The 21,164-nt window shown below is 59.2% G+C and carries 13 protein-coding genes and 1 pseudogene; 8 read left to right on the forward strand and 6 right to left on the reverse strand.

Features of this window, described 5'->3' with window-relative positions:
* Positions 1 to 133: 133 nt before the first annotated feature.
* The 3 genes from ACFSR7_RS07050 to ACFSR7_RS07060 all read right to left on the reverse strand — a co-directional run bounded on the left by ACFSR7_RS07050 (position 134) and on the right by ACFSR7_RS07060 (position 7,106).
* Complete coding sequence (locus tag ACFSR7_RS07050; protein ID WP_378159993.1) at positions 134 to 1,927, reverse strand: S-layer homology domain-containing protein; 1,794 nt, start codon at positions 1,925 to 1,927, stop codon at positions 134 to 136.
* Positions 1,928 to 2,128: 201 nt separating this feature from the next.
* Complete coding sequence (locus ACFSR7_RS07055) at positions 2,129 to 5,518, reverse strand: AfsR/SARP family transcriptional regulator (protein ID WP_378159994.1); 3,390 nt, start codon at positions 5,516 to 5,518, stop codon at positions 2,129 to 2,131.
* Between the two features lie 109 nt (positions 5,519 to 5,627).
* Positions 5,628 to 7,106: an Lsa family ABC-F type ribosomal protection protein gene (locus ACFSR7_RS07060; RefSeq protein WP_378159996.1), complete on the reverse strand. Its 1,479-nt coding sequence runs from the start codon at positions 7,104 to 7,106 to the stop codon at positions 5,628 to 5,630.
* Between the two features lie 440 nt (positions 7,107 to 7,546).
* Between ACFSR7_RS07060 and ACFSR7_RS07065 the strand changes: the two genes are divergently transcribed.
* The 6 genes and pseudogenes from ACFSR7_RS07065 to ACFSR7_RS07090 all read left to right on the forward strand — a co-directional run.
* Positions 7,547 to 8,590, forward strand: a complete 1,044-nt coding sequence (locus ACFSR7_RS07065; protein WP_378159998.1) for a glycosyltransferase — start codon at positions 7,547 to 7,549, stop codon at positions 8,588 to 8,590.
* A gap of 953 nt (positions 8,591 to 9,543) precedes the next feature.
* Positions 9,544 to 11,499, forward strand: a complete 1,956-nt coding sequence (locus ACFSR7_RS07070) for a GTP-binding protein (protein WP_378160000.1) — start codon at positions 9,544 to 9,546, stop codon at positions 11,497 to 11,499.
* 282 nt (positions 11,500 to 11,781) lie between these two features.
* Positions 11,782 to 12,624 carry a TerC family protein gene (locus tag ACFSR7_RS07075; protein WP_378160002.1) on the forward strand — a complete coding sequence of 281 codons (843 nt, stop codon included), beginning with the start codon at positions 11,782 to 11,784 and terminating at the stop codon, positions 12,622 to 12,624.
* A gap of 394 nt (positions 12,625 to 13,018) precedes the next feature.
* The gene (locus ACFSR7_RS07080) at positions 13,019 to 13,567 is read left to right on the forward strand and encodes a sigma-70 family RNA polymerase sigma factor (protein ID WP_378160004.1); all 549 of its coding nucleotides are present in this window, start codon (positions 13,019 to 13,021) and stop codon (positions 13,565 to 13,567) included.
* The gene (locus ACFSR7_RS07085; protein WP_378160005.1) at positions 13,554 to 14,822 is read left to right on the forward strand and encodes a hypothetical protein; all 1,269 of its coding nucleotides are present in this window, start codon (positions 13,554 to 13,556) and stop codon (positions 14,820 to 14,822) included. The genes ACFSR7_RS07080 and ACFSR7_RS07085 overlap by 14 nt, the downstream gene beginning before the upstream one ends.
* Positions 14,823 to 14,962: 140 nt before the next feature.
* Positions 14,963 to 15,394 (forward strand): annotated as a pseudogene (locus ACFSR7_RS07090) (ABC transporter substrate-binding protein); the annotation flags it as partial.
* Between the two features lie 3 nt (positions 15,395 to 15,397).
* On the opposite strand, the gene ACFSR7_RS07095 reads toward ACFSR7_RS07090, so the two are convergent.
* Positions 15,398 to 15,691 carry a transporter gene (locus ACFSR7_RS07095; protein WP_378117036.1) on the reverse strand — a complete coding sequence of 98 codons (294 nt, stop codon included), beginning with the start codon at positions 15,689 to 15,691 and terminating at the stop codon, positions 15,398 to 15,400.
* 41 nt (positions 15,692 to 15,732) lie between these two features.
* On the reverse strand, positions 15,733 to 16,047 hold the full coding sequence (locus ACFSR7_RS07100) for a hypothetical protein (RefSeq protein ID WP_378160007.1): 315 nt from the start codon (positions 16,045 to 16,047) through the stop codon (positions 15,733 to 15,735).
* Between the two features lie 168 nt (positions 16,048 to 16,215).
* On the opposite strand from ACFSR7_RS07100, the gene ACFSR7_RS07105 reads away from it, so the two are divergent.
* Positions 16,216 to 17,988 carry a glycerophosphoryl diester phosphodiesterase membrane domain-containing protein gene (locus ACFSR7_RS07105; RefSeq protein ID WP_378160008.1) on the forward strand — a complete coding sequence of 591 codons (1,773 nt, stop codon included), beginning with the start codon at positions 16,216 to 16,218 and terminating at the stop codon, positions 17,986 to 17,988.
* Positions 17,989 to 18,613: 625 nt separating this feature from the next.
* Here the strand turns inward: ACFSR7_RS07105 and ACFSR7_RS07110 are convergent.
* Entirely contained in the window at positions 18,614 to 19,165 is a 552-nt protein-coding gene (locus ACFSR7_RS07110; RefSeq protein WP_378160009.1) for a PadR family transcriptional regulator, read from the reverse strand.
* 118 nt (positions 19,166 to 19,283) lie between these two features.
* Between ACFSR7_RS07110 and ACFSR7_RS07115 the strand changes: the two genes are divergently transcribed.
* Entirely contained in the window at positions 19,284 to 20,768 is a 1,485-nt protein-coding gene (locus tag ACFSR7_RS07115) for a DHA2 family efflux MFS transporter permease subunit (protein ID WP_378160011.1), read from the forward strand.
* Positions 20,769 to 21,164 lie beyond the last annotated feature (396 nt).

A 21,164-nucleotide genomic window follows, 5' to 3' on the forward strand; every position in this document is an offset into this window, starting at 1 on the left:
CCTTTTAACAACTAATCGAGGCGGGACTAGGTCTCGGCGTTGAAATAACTGCCTTTCAGCAGCTATTTCAACGCGAGAGCTACGGAAACGACAAACCGTTAGGAGGATGTCCCTGACGGTTTGTATTTTTTATTTAGCCTGCCGCGGCTTCAACGGTCGTCGTGGCGCTTGTCTGAGTGATTGGCTCGTCGGAGGCATTCTTCAACGCGCCCGATTTAAATGTTACGCGTACGACGTCTTCTCCATTCAGTTGTACTGAAGAATTTAGCATGATCATCGCGCTAGAAGGCATCCAGAAAAGAGATCCTGCTAGATTGACATCGAGAGGATTCGGACTGTCCGGATTGATCACGATGGATTCGATCAGTTGGGAGGTCGTTGAGATATTCATCGTCTCGCTGCTCAGTGCTTCACTAAAGTTGAGGTAAAAGGACATCAGGGTGCCGGCATTCAACTGCGAGATACTGGCGACATCGTGCGGCGTGATGACAGTATCGTTGTAACCGAGCTGTACGAACCAGATGACAGCGCCTGTGCTATCGACAGCGGCTAACCCGATATTATTTTTTCCGCCACTTACGTCAATGATACCCCCTGCTTCATACGGCTCCCCATAACCTGTTGTTTCTGCTGCCGGCGTTACGGGATCGACGCTGGCGAGAACCCGCCACCCTGACGTGTCTATAGGAAGACTCAGCGATGCAATCTGAGCGGTTCCAGGCTGGGTGCCTTTTTCGGGTTGTGTGTATCTGGTAAACGGAAGATCCTTGGGCTTATCTGCAATATGCGTATCATCAACCGTAATATCGCTAAACCGAACCACGGCGCTGGTCACGCCATCGACTTCGTAAAGACCGATATGATTGCCAGCTTCGACATTCGCGATATTGGCGCCTGATTGATAAGCTTCGGTAATCCCGCTCACGTCATCGCCGAGTTTCGGAGTGGAGAAGGCGTCGGCTTGCTTTTTAATCCGCAGCACGTTGCCCTGGCCGGCCGTGTAGGTGATGCTAGTCGAGTATGCCAAGGTTCCCTGTGCAACCGCGACATTCGCGATGGCTGGGGCAGCCGTCGGCGTAGGCGATTGAGAAGGCGATGGCGATGGAGACTGAGACGGTGACGGTGACGGCGATTGGGACGGCGTCGGCGTAGGCGTCGCGGTCGGAGTCGCCGTCGGTGTTGCAGTTGGCGTCGGCGTTGCCGTCGGCGCAGGCGTCTGATAAACCGGCGTTGGTGTCGGTGTCGGTGTCGGTGTTGGAGTGGGTGTAGGCGTTGGGGTTGGCGTCGATCCCGGTGGAACGTACTGCGCCTTCGCCTCATAAGCCCCGGTGAGGAGCAGGTCGCGCGTCGCGTTCGCCTGGCCGCCGAACTTTCCGTCCGCGCCGTTGGACAAGAGCTTCTTTTCCAATGCCAGCGCGACGTAACCCTTGGCCCAGTCCGACACGGTAGCGTCTTTTACGCCAGGGATTTTCTCCGCCTCTTCTTTTTGTCCGAGCCCCTTGATCAGGAACGCTGCGAGCTGCTCTTTCGTGACATCTCCCGCAGGGTCAAATACGCCTGAACCGTAGCCGTCTGTGATGCCGGCTGTTTTGACCGCCTCAATGTACGGCAGCGCATAACCGTTCGCCGGATCGTCGGCCTTGACGTCCTTGAAGCTGGAGGTTTTCAAGCTCGTGTCCACTTCCAGACCGTAGATCAGGGCGGCAACCTTGGCGAATTGGGCGCGATTCATCTCCTCCCTTAAGCCGAAGGTGGTGTCGGATACGCCGCTGAAGATGCCAGCCGAGATCATGGCGTCGAACTTGGCTTTCGTCGCTGCGTCCAGATCCTTCAGGTCGGTGAAGTCGGCAGACGTTTTCGCGAACGCGGCCGCACTCGGGAGGGACAGGGACAAAGCGAGAAACAAGCTAACCGTTCTTTTTTTCATCGTGAACCGATAGGCCTCCTCTGTATGCTGTTTGAGCTGAGCCTATAGTAGCAAAATCGACTAAACAAAATATGATACGCCAAGTCATGTGCGGAAATAAAAATGCTTGATTTATCAAGGGGTTTCGATGTGAATTCCCGCAATTTCCAGCATTTTGAAACGACTAAAATCGTTGGATTTTTGACGTCATTTGTCGGACGTTTACCGCAGATTCAATAGCCGCTTAGCCTCATCTCCCGGCTCCAGCCGATACTCCACGCGCAGCATCCGCTTCAGTGCGTCGTACTGCTTGAGCGCCGCGATCCGGTCTTTGTTCGCCAGATACGCCTGGATCAGCCGCACGTGAACGTCTTCGCGCCATGCCGCGTGCTTGAGCGCTCTTTTCATGATCGCAATGGCAGCGGGATAATTCCCGTCGCCCATGTAATAATCATAAATCTGGAGCAGCAGCGCTAAAAAATCATTTTCAAGGCTTTTGCCGGTCGGATCGGACCAGGGATAGCCGTTGTCCGACAGATAAGGGCCCGCATATAGCTTGGCAATGGTTTCGCAACGGTCGATATTGTCGGCGGACAGGGGCGTGCCAGCCGCTACCCAAGCTTCAAACACCAGATAATCGCAATCCAGAATTTCCGTGTCCACACGGTAAAAGCCGCGGTTGTGCTGAACGGCGCCTACGATGCCGACGCTCCCGAGCGTCTTGCGAAGAAGATGCACTGTCGTATGCAAATTGGCGGAAGTCTTGGTAGAGTCGTCGTCCCATAGCGCGTCCATGATGCGATAGCGGTCCACCGCTTCTCCCCGATGATGCACGAGGTAAGCCAGCAGCTCTTCCGCTTTGGATGTGCGCCACCGGACTTCCCGGCCGTCCGGATCGCTTACCTTGAATCTGCCGAAGCAACTGACCGACAGCCTTCCGTCGGACGTCCCGCCATCTCCCGTCGTCGGGGTGCGTTCCGCAGCGCCGCCGGTTTTGGCCGCTCCGCGGACAGTCGCCTGGGCGCGTACCGCAGCACCTTGGCTTTCCGCAGGGCCATCGCCCGCCGCCGGGCTAACGGCCTCATTGCCATCCGCCGCTTCGCGCACCGTCGGCCTGCCGGCCCCGTCGCCATGCGCCGCTTCGCGCACCGTCGGCCTGCCGGCCCCGTCGCCATGCGCCGCTTCGCGCACCGTCGGCCTGCCGGCCCCATCGCCATGCGCCGCCTCGCGCGCCGTCGGGCTACCGGCCCCGTCGTCCGCCAGCGCCAGCAGCAGCCTTCTCGCGTAAACAAAGGCGCCCGCATTCCCGCGCGCCTCCGTCTCGACATACGCGGCGAGCAGCTCCGCCATGACTTCGCCCTCGTCCACGAAGCTGCGGACGAAGCCCTGCGGCTCCGCCAGTCGCAAGGCCGTATCCAGCCGGACCAATGCATCGTCCGTCCGCCCGAGACCGCGCAGCGCCGCGCACTGCGCGAGCAGCGCCTGCACGCGGTCCCGCAGGCGATCCTCCCTGCACAGCAGCGCATACAGCCGCTCAGCCAGCTCCAGCGCCTCAGCTTCGCGCCCGCAGGCCGCCAGCACCTTGGCCAGGGCCAGATGCTCCGCGACGCTGCCGAGCGACACCTCGTCCGCGTGAGACATGCCGCACTGCGCCAGCCACTGCGCTGCCTGATCCGGCCGGCCCTGCCGCAAGCGCAGGCAGGCCTCCTCGGCCCCGATCCTGCGCATGTACAGATCGTAGTCCGGCGAGTCGACGTGCGCCCGCAGCTGAACCAGCAGGTCCGAGGCTTCGGCCGGCCGGCCGCGGGCCTGCAGAATTCGCGACGCGCTCCCGTACAGATATAACAGGGTGCGGGCGACAGGGGGCGTATCGCTGCGTCCGAGCAACCGTCGCACGCAAGCTTCTGCTTCCTCGAGCCGGTTCCATTCGTACAACAACTTACTGTATGAGGTTTGCAGCGACAGGACGAACGGATGCGCCAGATTGTCTCCCCAGACGCCCAGCCACCGGTCCATGAATTCGAGTGCGGCATGGTAATCGTTGAGGTAGCCCATATGATCGTCGAATTCATCGAGCACGTGGTTGTTGTTGAACGAGACGGAGCGCAGCAGCCGCGCTTCGGGGAAGAGCCGCTCCGCAAGCTCGAAGTAGGCGGTTACGCCGTCCAGGTCTTTGAGCAGATAACAGGCAACGCCGCTCAGGAAATAGAGGTTGCCCATGATCGAGCGCCACGCCGTCTCGCCCATCGCGCCCTGCAGCGCCTCGTAACGCACCCGCGCTTCGCCGATCTTGCGCGCGGCCAGCTCCTTCTGCCCGCTGCCGGTGAGCAGGAGCAGATAGAACATTTCCGCCATCGGCTTCCCTTCGAGACAGCCTTCGGGCAGCCGCAGCACCCAGCGGCTCAGCGTCGCTCCCCTGCTGCGGATGAGGTCGGGCAGATGGCGCTCGATCAGCCGCACGGCGTCTCCATACTGCCGTCCCTCCAGATAGTGCTCGCCGGCTTCTTCGACGAAGCCCTGTCCCTCCAGCGCTCTTGCGGCTCTTGCATGCGCAGCTGCCCATCCTTCGGGATCCGTGCCGGCGAACTGGTTCCGCAGAAAGTCGGACAGCAAGTGGTGATACCTGTACCAATGCCGTTCCTCGTCCAGCGGGATCAGGAACAGGTTCAGCTGCTCCAGTCTTGCGAGCAGCTCGCGGCAGTCGGTCCGGCCCGTCACGGCCTCGCACAGCTGCGGATTCATACGCGCCAGGACCGAAGTCTCGCGCAGAAACGCCTGCAGCGGCTCCTCGAGATCCCGCAGCACCTCCTCCAGCAAGTAATCCGCGATGTGCTGCTGCCGGCCGCTGAACTGCCTGATGAACGAGGCCGGGTCCGGGCTGCGTCCGAGCGAGATGGCCGCGAGCTGCAGTCCGCTGATCCATCCTTCCGTCTGGCGCACGAGCGCGGACGTCTGCTCGCCCGTGAGCGCCAGCCCTGCCTTAAGCTCGAAGAAGACGCGGCCCTCGTCCGCATCGAATCTCAAATCGTCCGTCGTCACGCGGCGCAGCTCTTGCCTGGCCAGCAGTCTCGCCGTCGGGATCGCCGGATCGACGCGGCTCGCCACGTAGAGATGCACCGTATCCGGCAAGCGCTCGACGAAGTAGGCCCAGGAGCGGTGGATGGCAGGGAGCTCGATGAATTGATAATCGTCGAGCACGATCGCGAGCTCGCCCGCCAGGTCGTGCAGCGCGTTCAGCAGCGCCTTGATCGCGGGCTCCGACGACCAGGCGGGTGTCGACGCCGAGACCGATGCCGCGGCGGACGACGGCCCCTCCTTAACCAGCGGCATGACCGATGCGCCGAAGCCCGGCGCGACGGTCTCGATGGCTGCCGTCACGCCGCTCCAGAACGCGATCCAATCGTTGTCCTGCCGATCCAGCGACAGCCAGGCCACGGGAAGATTCGCCTCGCGCGCCCATTGGCTCAGCGCCGTCGTCTTCCCGTAGCCGGATTGGCCGGACACGAGCGTCAGCCTGGCGTTCAGTCCCTCGTTCAATTTTCGCATCAGCCTGGGCCTTGGAACGGGAGCGCTTCGTAGCTGCGGGATCGCGAGCTTGGTGCGTACGATCAATGGGGACCCTCCGTCGCTCAGCCTCGCCGAGCTATTCTAATCCCCTTAATTTCGATGCACGGAGCCTGAATTCCTTCGACAAAATCCGCATTTCGCACAATTCCCGGTCTTACAGCTCGACGACCTTCGTCGCGATCCGCCTGCAGAACTCGCTGTCGTGCTCGACGAACAGAATCGTGGGCGCGTGCTCGAGCAGCAGGTCCTCGATCTGCATGCGGGACAGAACGTCGATGAAGTTGAGCGGTTCGTCCCAGACGTACAGATGGGCTTCCTCGCACAGGCTCCTGGCGATCAGCACCTTCTTCTTCTGGCCGCCGCTGTAGGACGAGATGTCCTTCTCGAACTGCACCCGGGCGAAGTCGAGCTTGCGCAGTATGGCTTTGAACAAGCTCTCGTCGATCCCGTGCGCCGCGGCATAGTCCGACAGGTTGCCGCGCAGATGCGAGGTGTCCTGCGATACATATGAGATCTTGAGCTGGCTCCCCTTTCGGAGCGTGCCGGTATAGGTCAACGGCTCCCCGCAGATTAGCTTGAGCAAGCTGGACTTGCCCGAGCCGTTCGGCCCCGACAGCGCGATACGCTCCCCGCGCTCGACGGCGAATCCGACATTTTCGCATACGGTCTTCTCTCCGTAAAAAATCGACACGCCCGCCAGCTCGACGAGCCGTTCCTGATGATAGGGGAGCTGTGCGAGCTTCAGGCTTTCCGCGCTCTCGATGTTTTTGAGCAGCCCTGCCCGTTCTTCGATTGCGGCCTGCTGCCTGTGCTCGGTCGCTTTGGAACGCTTCATCATCTTGGCGGCCTTGTGGCCGATGTATCCTTTATCGGGGCGCAGCCCGCCGACGCGCGTCCCGTTTTTTGTTTTCTCTACGGCGTCGGACCAGTCGCTCGTGCGCTTGGCCGCTTCGGTCAGGCGCTTGATGTCCTTTTTGAGCTTGTCGTTTTCCGCAAGCTCGAATTCGTCCTCCCGCCGCTTGTTCTCCTGCCAATCCGAGAAGTTGCCCTTCTGAATGTCGATATCTGCCCTGTTGATCGACAGCACGTGGTCGATGCAGTTATCCAGAAACGCCCGGTCGTGGGACACGAGGATAAAACCGCGCTTGGACCGCAGATAATCGCTGACCAGCTTGCGGGCGTGTACGTCAAGGTGATTGGTCGGCTCGTCGATGAGCAGGAAGCTGTTTTCCTTGAGGAACAAGGCCGCCAGCAGCACCTTGGTCTGCTCCCCGTTAGACAGCAGCTCGAAGGGGCGGTACAGCGCTTCCTCGGACACCTTGAGCAGCGAGAGCTCGCGCTTGATCTGCCACTCCGCGGCTTCGGGCACGATGCCCTCCATGACAAACAGGGTCAGATCCTCTGGATTCGCGACGGGAAAAGGAAAGTATTCGAAGTTGACGGAAGCCGAAATGTGACCGCGGTATTCGTATTTGCCGAGCAGCAGGTTCAGGAATGTGGTCTTGCCCCGTCCGTTGCGGCCGGTGAAGCCTAATTTCCAATCGGTATCGAGCTGGAAGCTCGCGTCTTCGAAAATATTGTCGTAGCTGCCGTCGTAAGCGAACGTCAGGTTTTTTACTTGGATCAATGACATAAGGCGGATTCCTCCCTTGGGAAAATAGAAAGAGCCGCAAGAAAGTTACTTCTCGCAGCTCAGAGGGGTACAGGAAAAAATCCGCCGATCCAAGGATGGATCAGGGCCCGCCGATCGAGCGAAGAAGAATGTAACTTTCTTGCATGGCAAAGAATACAGGCAAACAATCGCCGTCTTCCTTCGCGTAGGCAAGAAAAATCACATTCATTCTTCAACTCCAATCCGGTCATTTACCCGTATTGTAAATCATGTGCGCGGGCTGAATCAACCTCGACTTTATCGTTTTAAATTTCCATCTCAAGGTTTAAGTAATAAGAGTCCATCTCTTAGCAATTTCCCTCATTCACGCGAGATGTCCCGGGTTCCTCCTCCACGCTTACATACATGCAACAACTCCGATCCGGGGCCTCATTCACATTTTTATTTTATGGAGGATGCTCATGAAGCCAGCAGTCAGCATTATCGTACCCGTGTACAATGTTGAAAATTATCTGTCCAGGTGCCTGGATTCCCTGCTCGGACAGACGTTAAGCGACATCGAGATCATCCTGGTCGACGACGGTTCGACGGACCTTTCGGCCGACATTCTGGCGCGTTACGCCGAGGCGGACGAACGGATTCGCGTGATTCGCCAGGCTAACCAAGGACAAGGCGGAGCGAGGAATACCGGGCTCGATGCGGCCTCAGGAGCTTATGTCGGATTCGTCGACGCAGACGACTGGGTGGAGCCGGCAATGTTCGATACGCTGTACCGCCGGGCGCTTGCGACCGATGCAGACATTTCCGCATGCGATTATAACCTCGTCTACGACAGGCGGGTCGTACCGAATGCGCTCGGCCTGACCGACGGGACCGTCAGCATCGCAGCGTGCGGCATCGACCGGTATTGGCTGGACAAGAAGTTTTCGGTCGTCCTCTGGAACAAGTTGTACAAGCGGAGCATCATCGCCGAGCATGACATCCGGTTCGACGCGCACGGAGAAGTGTTCAGCGAGGACGTGCTGTTCAATTTGTTCTACTTGCTGCATACCCGCGTGGTGACGGCCGTTCCTGCAGCTTTATACAATTATTATCAACGCGAGGGCTCCCTGATGCACAGCTTCAAGCCCGATTATCTGCAGAAGGAACTGACGCTCGTAGAGAAGTTCAGGATCTATTATGAAGCCTACGAGGATCGGGAGAAAACGGACAAGATGACGGCCGGCCTGCTGTTCGACCGCGTGCTCGATAATAGTCTGCACAATCTAGAGAACCGCTCGGGGCTGGGAAGACTGCGGGACGATTTAAGGCAGGCGAGCCGTCACGCATACTTCTACGACAGCATGCGGAGAATCGCGGGAGACCCGGGAACCTGGCTGCCGCTCCGCGGCTTTGCGCTGCTGAACAGCCGGGGGCTGTTCCTGATGTCCGGCTGCTATCTCAAGGCGTATCATGCCGCGACCCGGCTTAAGAAGAGGCTGGGCGGACCGGGGCTGCCGGCCTGAAGGGGCTGGGCGGAGCTAGAGCGGGCTAAACGAGCGGCTGGAAAGTGACTGACAAGCGGTTGGCGAGCGGCTTGGTGAGCCATGGCAAGATGAAGGCAAGCGGCTGGCGAGATGTGGACAAGATGCCGGAAGCGGCTGAGCCGCGCTTCGAGCATGATAGTGGTTAAAAGGCAGTTATTTTCCTCATATGAGGTAATCGGCAAGGAATAGTTGTTAAAAGACAGTTATCTCGCGTGAAATCGGCACTTGGGCGGAACTTATCGGGAATTAGCTGCCTTTTAACACTTATCGGGCTGCCGAGATCGCAACGGGGAGAGATTAACGGCCTTTTGACAACTAATTTACTTACGCTGTATGACCGCTGCCCGCGCTGCACCCGCACCCCGCACCCCGCACCCCGCACCCGCACCAACCCGTACTGCCTGCATGATGAAGCCGCCTAAGGACCGAAAACGGTAGAAACTGCCGGGCATGCGAAGGAAAGCGGTCGAACGAGGGGGATCGCCGGGTCGGTGGTCTCCCTTGTTTGGCGATTCGCGAGAATTTTGCGTTTTGGGCCGCGCTTCGAGCATGATAGTGGTTAAAAGGCAGTTATTTTTCGTATTATGAGGTAATCGGCAAGGAATAGTTGTTAAAAGACAGTTATCTCGTGTGAAATCGGCACTTGGGCGGAACTTATCGGGAATTAGCTGCCTTTTAACACTTATCGGGCTGCCGAGATCGTAACGTGGAGAGATTAACGGCCTTTTGACAACTAATTTACTTACGCTGTATGACCGCTGCACCCGCACCCCGCCCCCGCACCCCGCAACCCGCACTGCCTGCATGATGAAGCCGCCTCCTAAGGACCGAAAACGGCAGAAACGCCAGGCGAAACTGTTCTCGTTCAGGCTGATTATGTTTTAATGGAAACAGGGATTTGCTGCAATGAGCGACGGAAGAGGGAACCCACAATGCGGAAGACGATCGGGCTGTTCGCCCACGTGGATGCGGGCAAGACGACCTTTGCGGAACAGCTGCTTTATCATACGAACAGCATCCGTGCGCGGGGCCGGGTCGACCACAAGGACGCTTACCTCGATAGTCACGAGATCGAACGGGCGCGGGGAATCACGGTCTTTGCGGACCAGGCGGTTCTGTCTTATAATGGCGCGACTTATTATTTGATCGATACGCCGGGACACGTCGATTTCTCGCCGGAGATGGAGCGGGCCGTCGTGGCGATGGACTACGCCATCGTGATCGTCAGCGCGGCGGAGGGCGTCCAGGGGCACACCGAGACCGTCTGGCAGCTGTTGCGCAAGCATGGCGTGCCGACATTCTTTTTCATTAATAAAATCGACCGGGTCGGCGCCGACGCGGAAGGCGTTCTGGCGGAGATCCGCATGCACCTCACGCTGGACGCGGTGTCGATCGGAGAGCGCGTGACAGCGGACGCCATCGTCCCCGAGCTGCTGCGGGAGCGCCTTGCGGAGCGGGACGAAGCGCTGCTTGAAGCTTACCTGGAGGGGCGCGGCGATCCGGCCTACTGGCTGACGGCGATGCGGAAGCTGATTCGCGAAGGCCGGCTCTTCCCGTGCGCGAGCGGTTCCGCGCTGCAGGACGTCGGCGTGGCGGAATTTCTGGCGCAGCTGCATCTGCTGACGATAGCCGATTATGACGAGGCGGCGCCGTTTGGCGGGCGAGTGTACAAGATCCGGCACGACGCGAACGGCGTGCGGCTAACCTTCGTCAAGGTGCTGAGCGGCATGCTTCAGGTGCGGGACGAGCTCGCCTACGAGAGCGGCGGCATCCGATACGCGGAAAAAATCACGCGACTGTTCTCGTTCAACGGGAGCCGGTCGCAGGCGGTGGACCGGGCAGTCGCGGGCGATCTGATCGCAATCGCCGGCCTGTCCGCAGCCGAGACCGGCCAGGGTCTTGGCGTCCATACGGACAAGCCGTTCTACGAGATGGTGCCGACGCTGCAGTCGAAGGCGATCTTCCCGGCGTCGCTGAACGTCAAGGACGTGCTGCGCGCTTTTCAGATGCTCAATGCCGAAGATCCGTCCCTGAACGTCGTCTGGGAGGAGAGCCTGCAGGAGATTCACCTGCACGTCATGGGCCTGATCCAGCTTGAAGTGCTGGAGCAGGTGGCCAAGGAGCGGTTCGGGATGGGCGTCTCCTTCGGGCCTCCGGAGATCCTCTATAAAGAAACGATCCGTTCGGCGGTCACAGGATACGGTCACTTTGAGCCGCTGCGGCATTACGCCGAAGTGCATCTGCTGCTCGAGCCGGGGGAGCGGGGCAGCGGGCTCGTGTTTGCGAGTGTCTGTCACCCCAACGACTTCGGCACAGGCAACCAGAATCTCGTGAGGACGCATCTTTATGAGCGGGAGCATCACGGCCTTTTGACGGGCATGCCGGTCACCGACCTCAAGATAACGCTGCTGCAGGGCGCCGCTCACAACGAGCATACGCACGGCGGCGACTTCCGGGAGGCGGCCTTCCGGGCGCTGCGGCAGGGGTTGGAGAAGGCGGAGAATGTGCTGCTCGAGCCCTTTTACGATTTCAAAATCAAAGTGGGCATCGACGAGATGGGCCGTGTGCTGTCCGACATTCAGCGCGCCAGCGGACGGTTCGAACCGCCGTGCACGACGGATACGCACGCGATCGTGACCGGCCGGGCGCCGGTGGCCACGTTTATGAACTATGCGGCGGAGCTGGCCTCCTTCACGCACGGCCGGAGCAGCATCCGCTGCGCCTTCGGCGGCTATGAGGAATGCCATAATGCGCAGGAGGTCATCGAGCGGAAAGGCTATAGGAAGGACGCGGATCCGCTGTACACGTCTTCTTCAATCTTTTGCGCGAAGGGGAGCGGATATACGGTGCCGTGGCAGGAGGCGGAGGCGAAGATGCATCTGTTGTAGCGCGCCGATTTTTTTGAAACCTCCCGCCCGCTGCGCCGTACAAACTCAGGATCGCGCTTCGCCGCAATCTTTTACCGCATACCGACTCCGAAGGGGAGTAGCTGCCACAATAAAGTCGTCAATACGAGAGCTTGCTCTCCGGCTTTATTGGCATTGCCGATGATGGCATTGTTAGCGAGACCTTTGCCCTTGAACAAGGCAGAGGTCTCTTTTGTTTTGTTCGAGGGAAGAACGGGCGGCAGGCTGCGATCCGATAAAATTTCAGTTTGAGGAGGATTAATCATGGACTTCCCATTGCTGATGGAGTACGGCTGGGTGCTGCTCGTCCTGATCGCGCTCGAGGGCCTGCTCGCTGCCGATAACGCGCTCGTGCTGGCGATCATGGTCAAGCATCTGCCGGAGAAGGAACGGAAGAAGGCTTTGTTTTACGGCCTTGCGGGGGCCTTCGTGTTCCGCTTCGCTTCGCTGTTCGCGATTTCGTTTTTGGTGGACGTCTGGCAGGTACAGGCGATCGGGGCGTTGTATTTGCTGTTTATCGCACTCAATCATATTTTCAGAAAAGCGATCGTCAAAAAAGGCGAGCGGGACGCGGAGCCGCATTCGGGAGCAAAGCCCAAGTCGGGCTTCTGGGCGACCGTCATCAAGGTGGAGGTCGCCGACATCGCGTTCGCGATCGACTCGATCCTCGCGGCCGTCGCGCTTGCAGTCGCGCTGCCGGAGACGACCCTGCCGCGCATCGGCGGCATGGACGGCGGACACTTCGCCGTCATCTTCCTCGGCGGTTTCCTTGGCCTCTTGATTATGCGTTTCGCCGCTAACCTGTTCGTGAAGCTGCTGGAGAGCCGGCCGTCGCTCGAGATCGCCGCCTTCGTCATCGTCGGCTGGGTCGGCGTCAAGCTCGCGGTGCACACGCTGGCGCATCCGTCGCTGCACGTCATCCCGCATGACTTCGCGGAGTCTGCGGGCTGGAAGCTGACGTTCTACGTCGTGCTGATCTTGATCGCCGTGGGCGGCTGGCTGTTGTCGGGCGGCAAAGGCAAGGGGAAGGACACGGGCACGGGCACGGGCACGGGCACGGGGACGGACGAAGCGCGCCGCGCGGTGTCGGCGGCGAAGCTGGATTAGACGGAGCCCCGTCAGGCGGGAAGCTTGTTGAACGGACGTTATAAGGCTGGGCGCGAGCGCGTCCGGCTTTTTTACGTTGGGCGGTTTAACGAATCTTCGGCGAGCGTGGCGGAGAGGTGCGATAAGTGTTAAAGAGCATTTATTTACGCGTATCGCGAGGATCCGCGCCAGTTAATTGTTAAAAGGCAGTTAATTAACGCAGAACGATTGAATATTGATCGATTTAAACGAATGAGATACGTTTGAGCAATTATTTTTTGGGCGTCGAGCGTTTTGTGTGAAGATAGATGCCTTTTAACAGCTATTATGACGAGTGGCGCAACGCGGTAGGGATGGATGGGATGATTAAAGCCAAATCGGCCGGCCGCGCGTCTAATGTATAGAAGCTGTAGCAATGGCGAAGCGGGTGATGGAGATTCTGGAGTTACTCAAACGAGCGCAAAAAGGCGACAGCGAGGCGTATGCGGAGCTGTTCGGACAGTACGAGGGCGATCTGTACCGTGCGGCATTCGTGTATCTGGGCAATCCCGAGGATGCGCTGGACGCCGTGCAAGAGACCGCCTACCGCTCTTATAAGGCGATCAACCGATTAAAGGAGCCGCCATTTTTCAAAACCTGGCTGATGAAAATCGCGATTCGCTGCGCCACGGATATCTATCGCAGGCGAAGAAACGTCTCGCCGTGGGACCCGGCATACGAGGCGAAGCTGGTTGTGGAGGCTGAGACCGATATTCCGCTGGCGCTCTCGCTTCAAGCGTTGCTCGAGGTACTGGACTTGAACGAGAAGCAAGTGGTTTTGCTCCGATATTATTACGACCTAACAATCCGCGAAGTGTCCGAGGTGTTGGAGCTGCCGCTTGGAACAACGAAAACGATGCTGTACCGCGCGCTTGCGAGGCTGAAGCAGCGAGCGGGAGAGGAGGGGCAGGATGCCTACCGATGATTTGAAAAGGTTGATGGAGACGATCCCCCTCCCGGACGAGCTTCGCGAGCGGAGCCGTGCGGGGATCGCGGCGGCGGCGCTGGAACGGCAGCGTCCGGAGGGGCGCCGTCGCAAACGCGCGCTGGCGATCGCCGCGGCCTTGCTGGCGTTGCTCGTCCTGTCGGCGGGCATCGTCAATCACGACAGGGTATGGGCTGCGCTGCGCAAGACGTTTCAATTCTCGCCGGGCACGGGGATCGTGACGGAGGAGGAGGCGCCGTCCGAGCGGTACGTGCTGAAGAAGCCGATCGTGCTGGACGTTGGCAAGGGGAAAATCACGATTACGGGCATCCTGTCCGATCAGGAAATGACGTATATTACGATGGCGGGAGAACGGGCGCCGCAATTCGATCAGGTCGGGCTCACGAATGAGCGGGGTCAAGCGTATGTCATCCAACGTTCCCAAGGCGTCTGGGCACCGGATGAATGGACGGCATCGTTCTGGTATAGAGGCAAGCTCGACCTCAAGGGCGCGATCAAGCTGCGGCTGCCGCTGCATCCGGCTATAGAAGTGGAGGCGCGCATGGAGCAAGCGAGCGCTGTCGCCAGTTACGAGGAGCTGGGCAAGACTGCTACGGTAAACGGGCTCTCCGTAACTGCGATCGCCGATCTCGTAGACGGCAAGGCGAGGGTCTCGCTGGTATCGCCCCCGCAGGAGTCCTTTTGGATCGATAGCTACGGCATGGAGACGCCTATACGATACGTTTCGAACGAACGTCTCCTCGTGAACGACGAGAAGGGGAAGCCGCTCGAATTATCGTTCGTTTCCGGCATGAGCGCTCCGCAGAGCGAACTTTATTTTCCGCTGGAAGAACGCTCGGGAGCTGCGTATACGTTGCGTATTCCCGAGATCAGCGTGACTTATAGGGACGAGGCGACCGTGAAGCTTCCAACCGATACGAATGAAACGTTGAACAAGACATTCAAGATTGCGGGGTACACGGTCACGATTACGAAGACCGAGTTCATCGCGTCTGGCAGGCTGCGAATCTACACGGATCTCCACACAGAGGAACGACCTGACCGCATGCTCTATGCTTTGAATGCCGAGGGAAATTACATGGCCAAGATGAGCGAGCGTACCGGCGCGTACGAATACATGGAGGTGAACGTCAAGCCAGGCGCCAAAACGGTTAGCCTCACCTTTTCGGACCCGAAAGCAGTTCTGCGCGGCCCTTGGGCGTTCGAGTGGGGAGCGGACGAGATTCAACCTTAAAAACGAAGCGGGCATGGCCCTGGCGATGCCCGCTTCGTGCTTTTCAAATGACGGTTGCAGGATGAAGTAGCGCGGCAATGATCGTTACGACAGTTCCGCCGCAGGACCGGCCTTAGCCCGATCCGTTATCTGACGCAGATTACCTGGAGGCTTCCCAATACGACAAGCTGGTCGAGATCGCTCCGGTCGTGCGGCTCGCCTACGGCGCGGATAGGCCGGCGGAGCTGCTGAAGAAATTCGGCGACTTCACGGGCCGGGAAGACAAGGCCCAAACCTGGATCGACGAGTGGAATCGTAAGATTGAACGCGTCAAGTTCAAGATCGTCGAGACGGTGGGGGACTGCACGGTATCCATCCTGCAGCCGTTCGCCAAGGGCATCTATGCTTGGGGCGACAAAGGCGGCCGGGGCGGGGAGATTCTGTACGGCGATCTCGGTCTCAAGGCGCCGCCCATTATTCGGCAGAAGCTGATCGACGGTCCGGAATTCGGAGCGAACCTGTCGCTCGAGCAGCTGCTTCTCATAACGAAGCGGGCCCCGGTATCCGGCGCCCGCCTCTTTTTTTGCATTTAACACTCAGAAACACGTAAACGATTCGATCCGGTCCAGGCTGATCCCGGAATACATCCAGAAGAAGCCGTTCCACCGAAAGCCAGACACCGAGGTCCGGCCGACGAACGTCGGATAGAACCAGAAGCCTTGGCCGTTGCGGGGCCAGATGTACGTGTTGCGGAACAAGCAGCCGCGGATGGCGCCCGGATCGACGGCCAGGGCCGACGCGGTGAGCGGTCTTGGCGGCGGAGATTGCGGCGGCGGCGCGGTAGGCGCCTGCTGCGTGCCTTGCGGTCCGATCGGTGGCATAAAGGCCATTATTTCTCACTCCTCGTCATTAATGAGGCTGGCTGCCGCGATTAGAGCAGCGAGATGGTCAGCAGGTTAAACAGCACGAGCGGCAGCACGAAGCCGGGGTTTCCGAACGGAACCTGCGGCCCTGGGAAGAAGGCGCGGCTATCGGGAATGCTCATGTACAGGATGCCTCTGTCGCAGTGCATGAGGTGTCCTTCGAACACGTCGCCTTCGAGCGTCTCGACTCGGGCCAGCTTGCCGGCGTGCTGGGCGCAAAGCCCGTGCATGTGGTCCTTCACGGACTTCAGCGCTTCATGGACATGGGATGCGCATTGGTAGAGCGGCGTCGAAGCGCCGCCGGTGGCGTACGTTGAGCTCATGGCGATACCTCCGTCTGTTTGAACATAGGATAAGGTATGCGTATGCCTAGTCCGGCGTTCCAAGGCTGGGGGAGAATCGCGCCCGGGGTACTTTACGGGGATGGTATGATTAGAAGACCCTTGCTTCACAGGCCTTCATACTTACTTATAGAACTGGGATGAATCGATATGTTCAGACTGCTCGGCAGAGCCTTCCGCGATTTTCGCGCCACCTATCCGAAGCTTCTGCTTTTCGAATATTTGTATATGCTCGCCACGAGCTTCATCGTCGTACCCGTCATTACGTACATGTTCAACCGGATTCTGACGGTCGTCGGCTCCGGCTCCCTGCTCAACGGGGATGTCTACCGGCTTGGGCTGAGCTACAATGGCGTGCTGGGTCTCGCGCTGATCGGCATGGTCGCGTCTCTAGCCGTACTGATTGAGCTGATCGTACTGATCGTCCTCGTGCAGCAGCATTATTTCGGCAAAAACATTGCCATCGCGGATGCGGTAAAAACGACGATCCGACAGACGCCGCGGCTGCTCGGCTTCGGTATTTTTCAGCTGCTGTTCATGCTGCTTGTGCTGATTCCGTTCATCGACTCGCCGCTGTCGGCTTCGTTTTACGCGCTGTTCAACGTTCCTGTCTTCCTGAACCGCGAGGTGGTCGACGCATCGTTCACGATGACGTTCGTGTATGCAGTTCTTATCGTCGGTGCGTTGTACGCGCTGCTGCGGTGGATATTCGCACTGCATTTCATCGTGCTGGAGGGCAAGACGACGACCCAGGCGATACGCAGCAGCCAGGCGTTGACGCGGGGCAGGCGGACACAGCTCTTCCTGTCGCTGTTCCTGTTTAACGCGACCGTCTTCGCGGCGGGCTCGGCCGCCATCTCGTCGCTGTCCTACCTGCCCTCCTGGTTGAACATCAACGTGCTGACGATCTTTTCCCGTCATTACTCGCTGACGTTGTCGACTATTTTGACCTACATGTTCGCCTTGCTGCTCCTGCCGGTCAATATCATCCTGTTGACGCGGCTGTTTTACAACTTCGGCCGTTCCCATGGCGTAAAGCCGCAGGATCACTTGGCTATATATCGCAGCAGACTCGGGCGGCTGGAAGGCCGCGTCGGGCGTTATTTGAAGGGTCTTCGAAAAAGACGCCTGTTGTTCGTGTCCGTGGCGGTCGTCTATGTGAGCCTGTCGTTATTTATCGGTTTGCGGGCGAACGGCAGTCTCGTCTATGCCAAGTGGAGCGTACTGATCGCGGCGCACCGCGGCGACACGACCGGCAGCCCGGAGAACTCGCTGCAATCGATCCTCTCGGCGATCGACAAGGGCATGACGGCGGCGGAGCTGGACGTGCAGTTGACCAAGGACGGGGTCGTGGTGCTGTTCCATGATGCGAATCTGCTCCGGATGACCGGCAAGAACGCGCGCATATCCGACCTTACCTACGCGCAGCTCGGGAGCCTGGACCTCGGGGAGGACGAGAATGGGGAAACGGTGCGAATCCCGACGCTTGGCGAAGTGCTGTCCGAGGCGCAGGGGCGCATCAAGCTGATCGTCGACCTCAAGCCGTACGGCGCGGGCGAGCCGCTGGCCGAGGAAGTCGTCCGGCTGATCCGAGAGACCGGGATGGAGCAGGACGCCTACGTCCAGTCGTTCGACGGAAACGCGCTGCGGTATATTCGGGAGCTGGATCCCGACATCAAGATCGGACGGATCCTGTACTTCGCGCTCGGCAACCTGTCCGCGCTGGACGTCGACTTCTACACGGTCGAGCAGATCATGCTGACCAAGCAGCTCGTGAATCAGGCGCATGCAGGCGGTCGCGAGGTATGGGTGTGGACGGTCAACGACAGGCGGGCGCTGAAGGAAGTGCTGAAGTTCCAGATCGACGGCATTATCACCGACAATCCGACGATGGCGCAATCGATGGTCGAGGTGGATCTGTAGGGCGCAGCGAGAATCGGGGGCTGGATGGAGCGCAAGAGGCGGGTGCGAGGGGCAACGCCTCTCGTAGAGAAGGCGATGGGCCGGATCGGGCCGGTGCGATGGCGAACGCCTCTCGTAGTGGAGGCGATGTGTCGGATGGGGCGGTTGCTACGGCAAACGCCTCTCGCAGAGGAGGCGATGGGCCGGATTGGGCCGGTGCGATGGCAAACGCCTCTCGTAGTGGAGGCGATGGGCCGGATCGGACCGGTGCGATGGCGAACGCCTCTCGTGGAGCAGGCGATGGGCCGGATCGGGCCGATGCGATGGCAAGCGCCTCTCGTGGAGCAGGCGATGGGCCGGATCGGGCCGGTGCGATGGCGAACGCCTCTCGTAGAGGAGGCGATGGGCCCGATGCGGCGGTTGCTACGGCAAACGCCTCTCGTAGTAGAGGCGATGGGCCGGATTGGGCCGGTGCGATGGCAAACGCCTCTCGTAGTGGAGGCGATGGGCCGGATTGGGCCGGTGCGATGGCAAACGCCTCTCGTAGTGGAGGCGATGGGCCGGATGCGGCGGTTGCTATGGCAAACGCCTCCTGTAGTAGAGGCGATGTGTCGGATGGGGCGGGTGCGAGGACGTCAGGACGTCCTCAATCGCCTTTCGGCAGCAGGCTCAGCACCCACCTGCACCACTCCGTGTTGGTTTCGTTCGACATAATTGCCTTGCGCGTGAGCAGGTAGGCGCCGAACAGCGGATGCGAAGGCTCGGGCAAGCCGGCTTCCGGCCAGTCGGCCCGTCCCTTCAGCTCAACCAGCTTGCTCTCGTACTTCTGCCGCTGCTCCTCATGGTAGGCAAGACGGTCGGCAAGCATTTTCCGGGCGGACTCGGGCTTGGCATAAGACATGCAGAACACCTTCAGCATCATCTCGTCGCGGAGCGCGGGCTCGGCCGTCGGCTGGTCGAACCAGTCCTTGAGCGCTTCCTGGCCTTTGCCGGTCAGGGAATACACTTTCTTGTCGGGTTTGTCGCGCTGCGAGACCAGCTCGAAGCGAATGTAGTCGTCCTGCTCGAGCTTGGCGAGCAGCGGATAGATCTGACTGTGCTTGGCAGGCCAGAACGGCTGGATCCGCAGCATCAGATCGTAGCCGGAAAAAGAAGATTGCGCGAGCAAGCTCAGCAGACCGTAGGAGAGGGTGTTCAAATCGTTGCTCCTTTATCAGCAAAATTGCTTTGACACAGACGAGGAAGAGTAGTAATATTATGGCGTTTTCCTATATGTAAATATAGACATATAAAGCTGGGAGATGGAGAGAGCTATTATGAATACGGAAAAGAAGACGCCGGAGGTTCGTTTTTGGCCGGTTATGTTGTCCATTTTTATCGGTTCCTTCTTGTGCGTCCTGGCTTCGGCGACGATCAATCTCGCGCTTGAGCCGCTCAAGGACCACTTTCACACTACGCTGAGCTCGGTCCAATGGACGCTGACGGGCTTCATGCTGGCTATGGGCACGACCGCCCCGATCGTCGGCTACCTGGGCGAGCGGTTCAGCTACAAACGGCTGTACCTGTTCTCCCTCATCGGCTTTACCGCAGCCTCCGCGCTGTGCGCGGCCGCATGGAGCGAGGCTTCGCTGATCCTGTTCCGGGTGCTCCAAGGCTCTTTCAGCGGCCTGATCATCCCGGCTACCATGTCCATTATCTATCAAATTATCCCGCGCGGCAAACAACCGATGGCCATCGCCTTCTGGGGCTTGTCCGCGATGCTGGCGCCGGCGTTCGGGCCGACGATCAGCGGCTGGCTGCTGCAGAACTTCGATTGGCAATGGCTGTTCATCATGAACCTGCCGATCGGCCTCATCGCTATTTTGCTCGTATACCTGTACATTCCGTATTACCGGCTTAGCGTGCCCAAGTCGTTCGACGGCCTCGGCTTCATCACCGTCGTGGTCAGCAGCACGTCGCTGCTGCTGGCGCTCGGCCAGGGCCACAGCTGGGGCTGGGGATCGTGGAAGGTTCTCGGCTTGCTCCTGCTCGGATTGGTCGTGCTGGCGCTGTTCATCCTGCGCGAGTTGACGGCGGAGTCGCCGCTGCTCAACCTGCGCGTATTCAAAAACGGCCGCTTTACGCTCAACACGATCATCGCGAACATCATCACGATCAGCCTGTACTCCGGCACGCTGTTGACGCCGGTTTTCCTGCAGCGCATCCAGCACGTGTCCGCGATGGACACGGGCCTGATCCTGCTCCCGGCTTCGCTCGCGATGGCGCTCATGATGCCGATCGTCGGGAAGTTGTACAACGTCGTCGGCCCGCGCGTCCTGATGTCCATCGGCATCGTTCTGCTGACTGTCGGCACGCTCGCGCTTAGCTGGCTCAGCATCGATGTCTCGCACACCTACGTCATCTGGTGGATGATCGTGCGGAACCTGGGCATCGCCTTCGTCGTTATGCCGTCGAGCAACGCGGCCATGGACGAGATCTCCCGGGAAAATTCGGGCCACGCTTCCTCCATCTCGAACTGGACGCGGAACGTCTTCGGCTCCTTCGCGATCGCGATTTTCACGACCCTTCTCGCCTCGCGCTCCATCGACCACGGCACCGACCTGGCGATGGCGGGCGACCAGAACCGCGAGCATATCGAGATGATGGCGTTCACGATGAGCGTCAACGACGTGTACCTGATCGCGACGTTCGTCGCGCTCGCGGCGCTGCCGCTCAGCCTGTTCGTCGCCAAACTCAAGAAGCCGCATCCCGTGCTCGCGTCCGAGACGGTCAAGGCGGAGACTGCGACGGCGGAGGTTTAATCGAATATAGGAAAAAGCCGGCGTTCGCAGCGGAAGTTCCGCTGCGAGCGCCGGCTTTTTTGGCAGATTAGAAAGGATAATGGCACGAACCCGATTTGTGAGCAGGTAAGCGTATGTGGTCGGAGGGCTGGCGTTTCTGCGATGGGTGTGCGGGTAGGATACCTGCATTTTTACATTTATTTTCTGCCGAATAGCGACGTTAACAGAAATAAATGTAGATATGCAGGTAAATCTGAAGCATGCCACGGTAGTCTGTTTGATTTAAGGAAAAAGATGCACATTTGCATCTATTCCTTCTAAAATGGGCCAGCAGGAGAGGAAAAGATGTATTTTTGCAGGTATTGCGACGACGGGGCGTCTCTGGTTTTGCGAGCTGGCGATAGAATGGTACAAGTA

This window comes from Cohnella sp. GCM10020058 (assembly GCF_042683485.1).
Lineage (GTDB): Bacteria > Bacillota > Bacilli > Paenibacillales > Paenibacillaceae > Cohnella.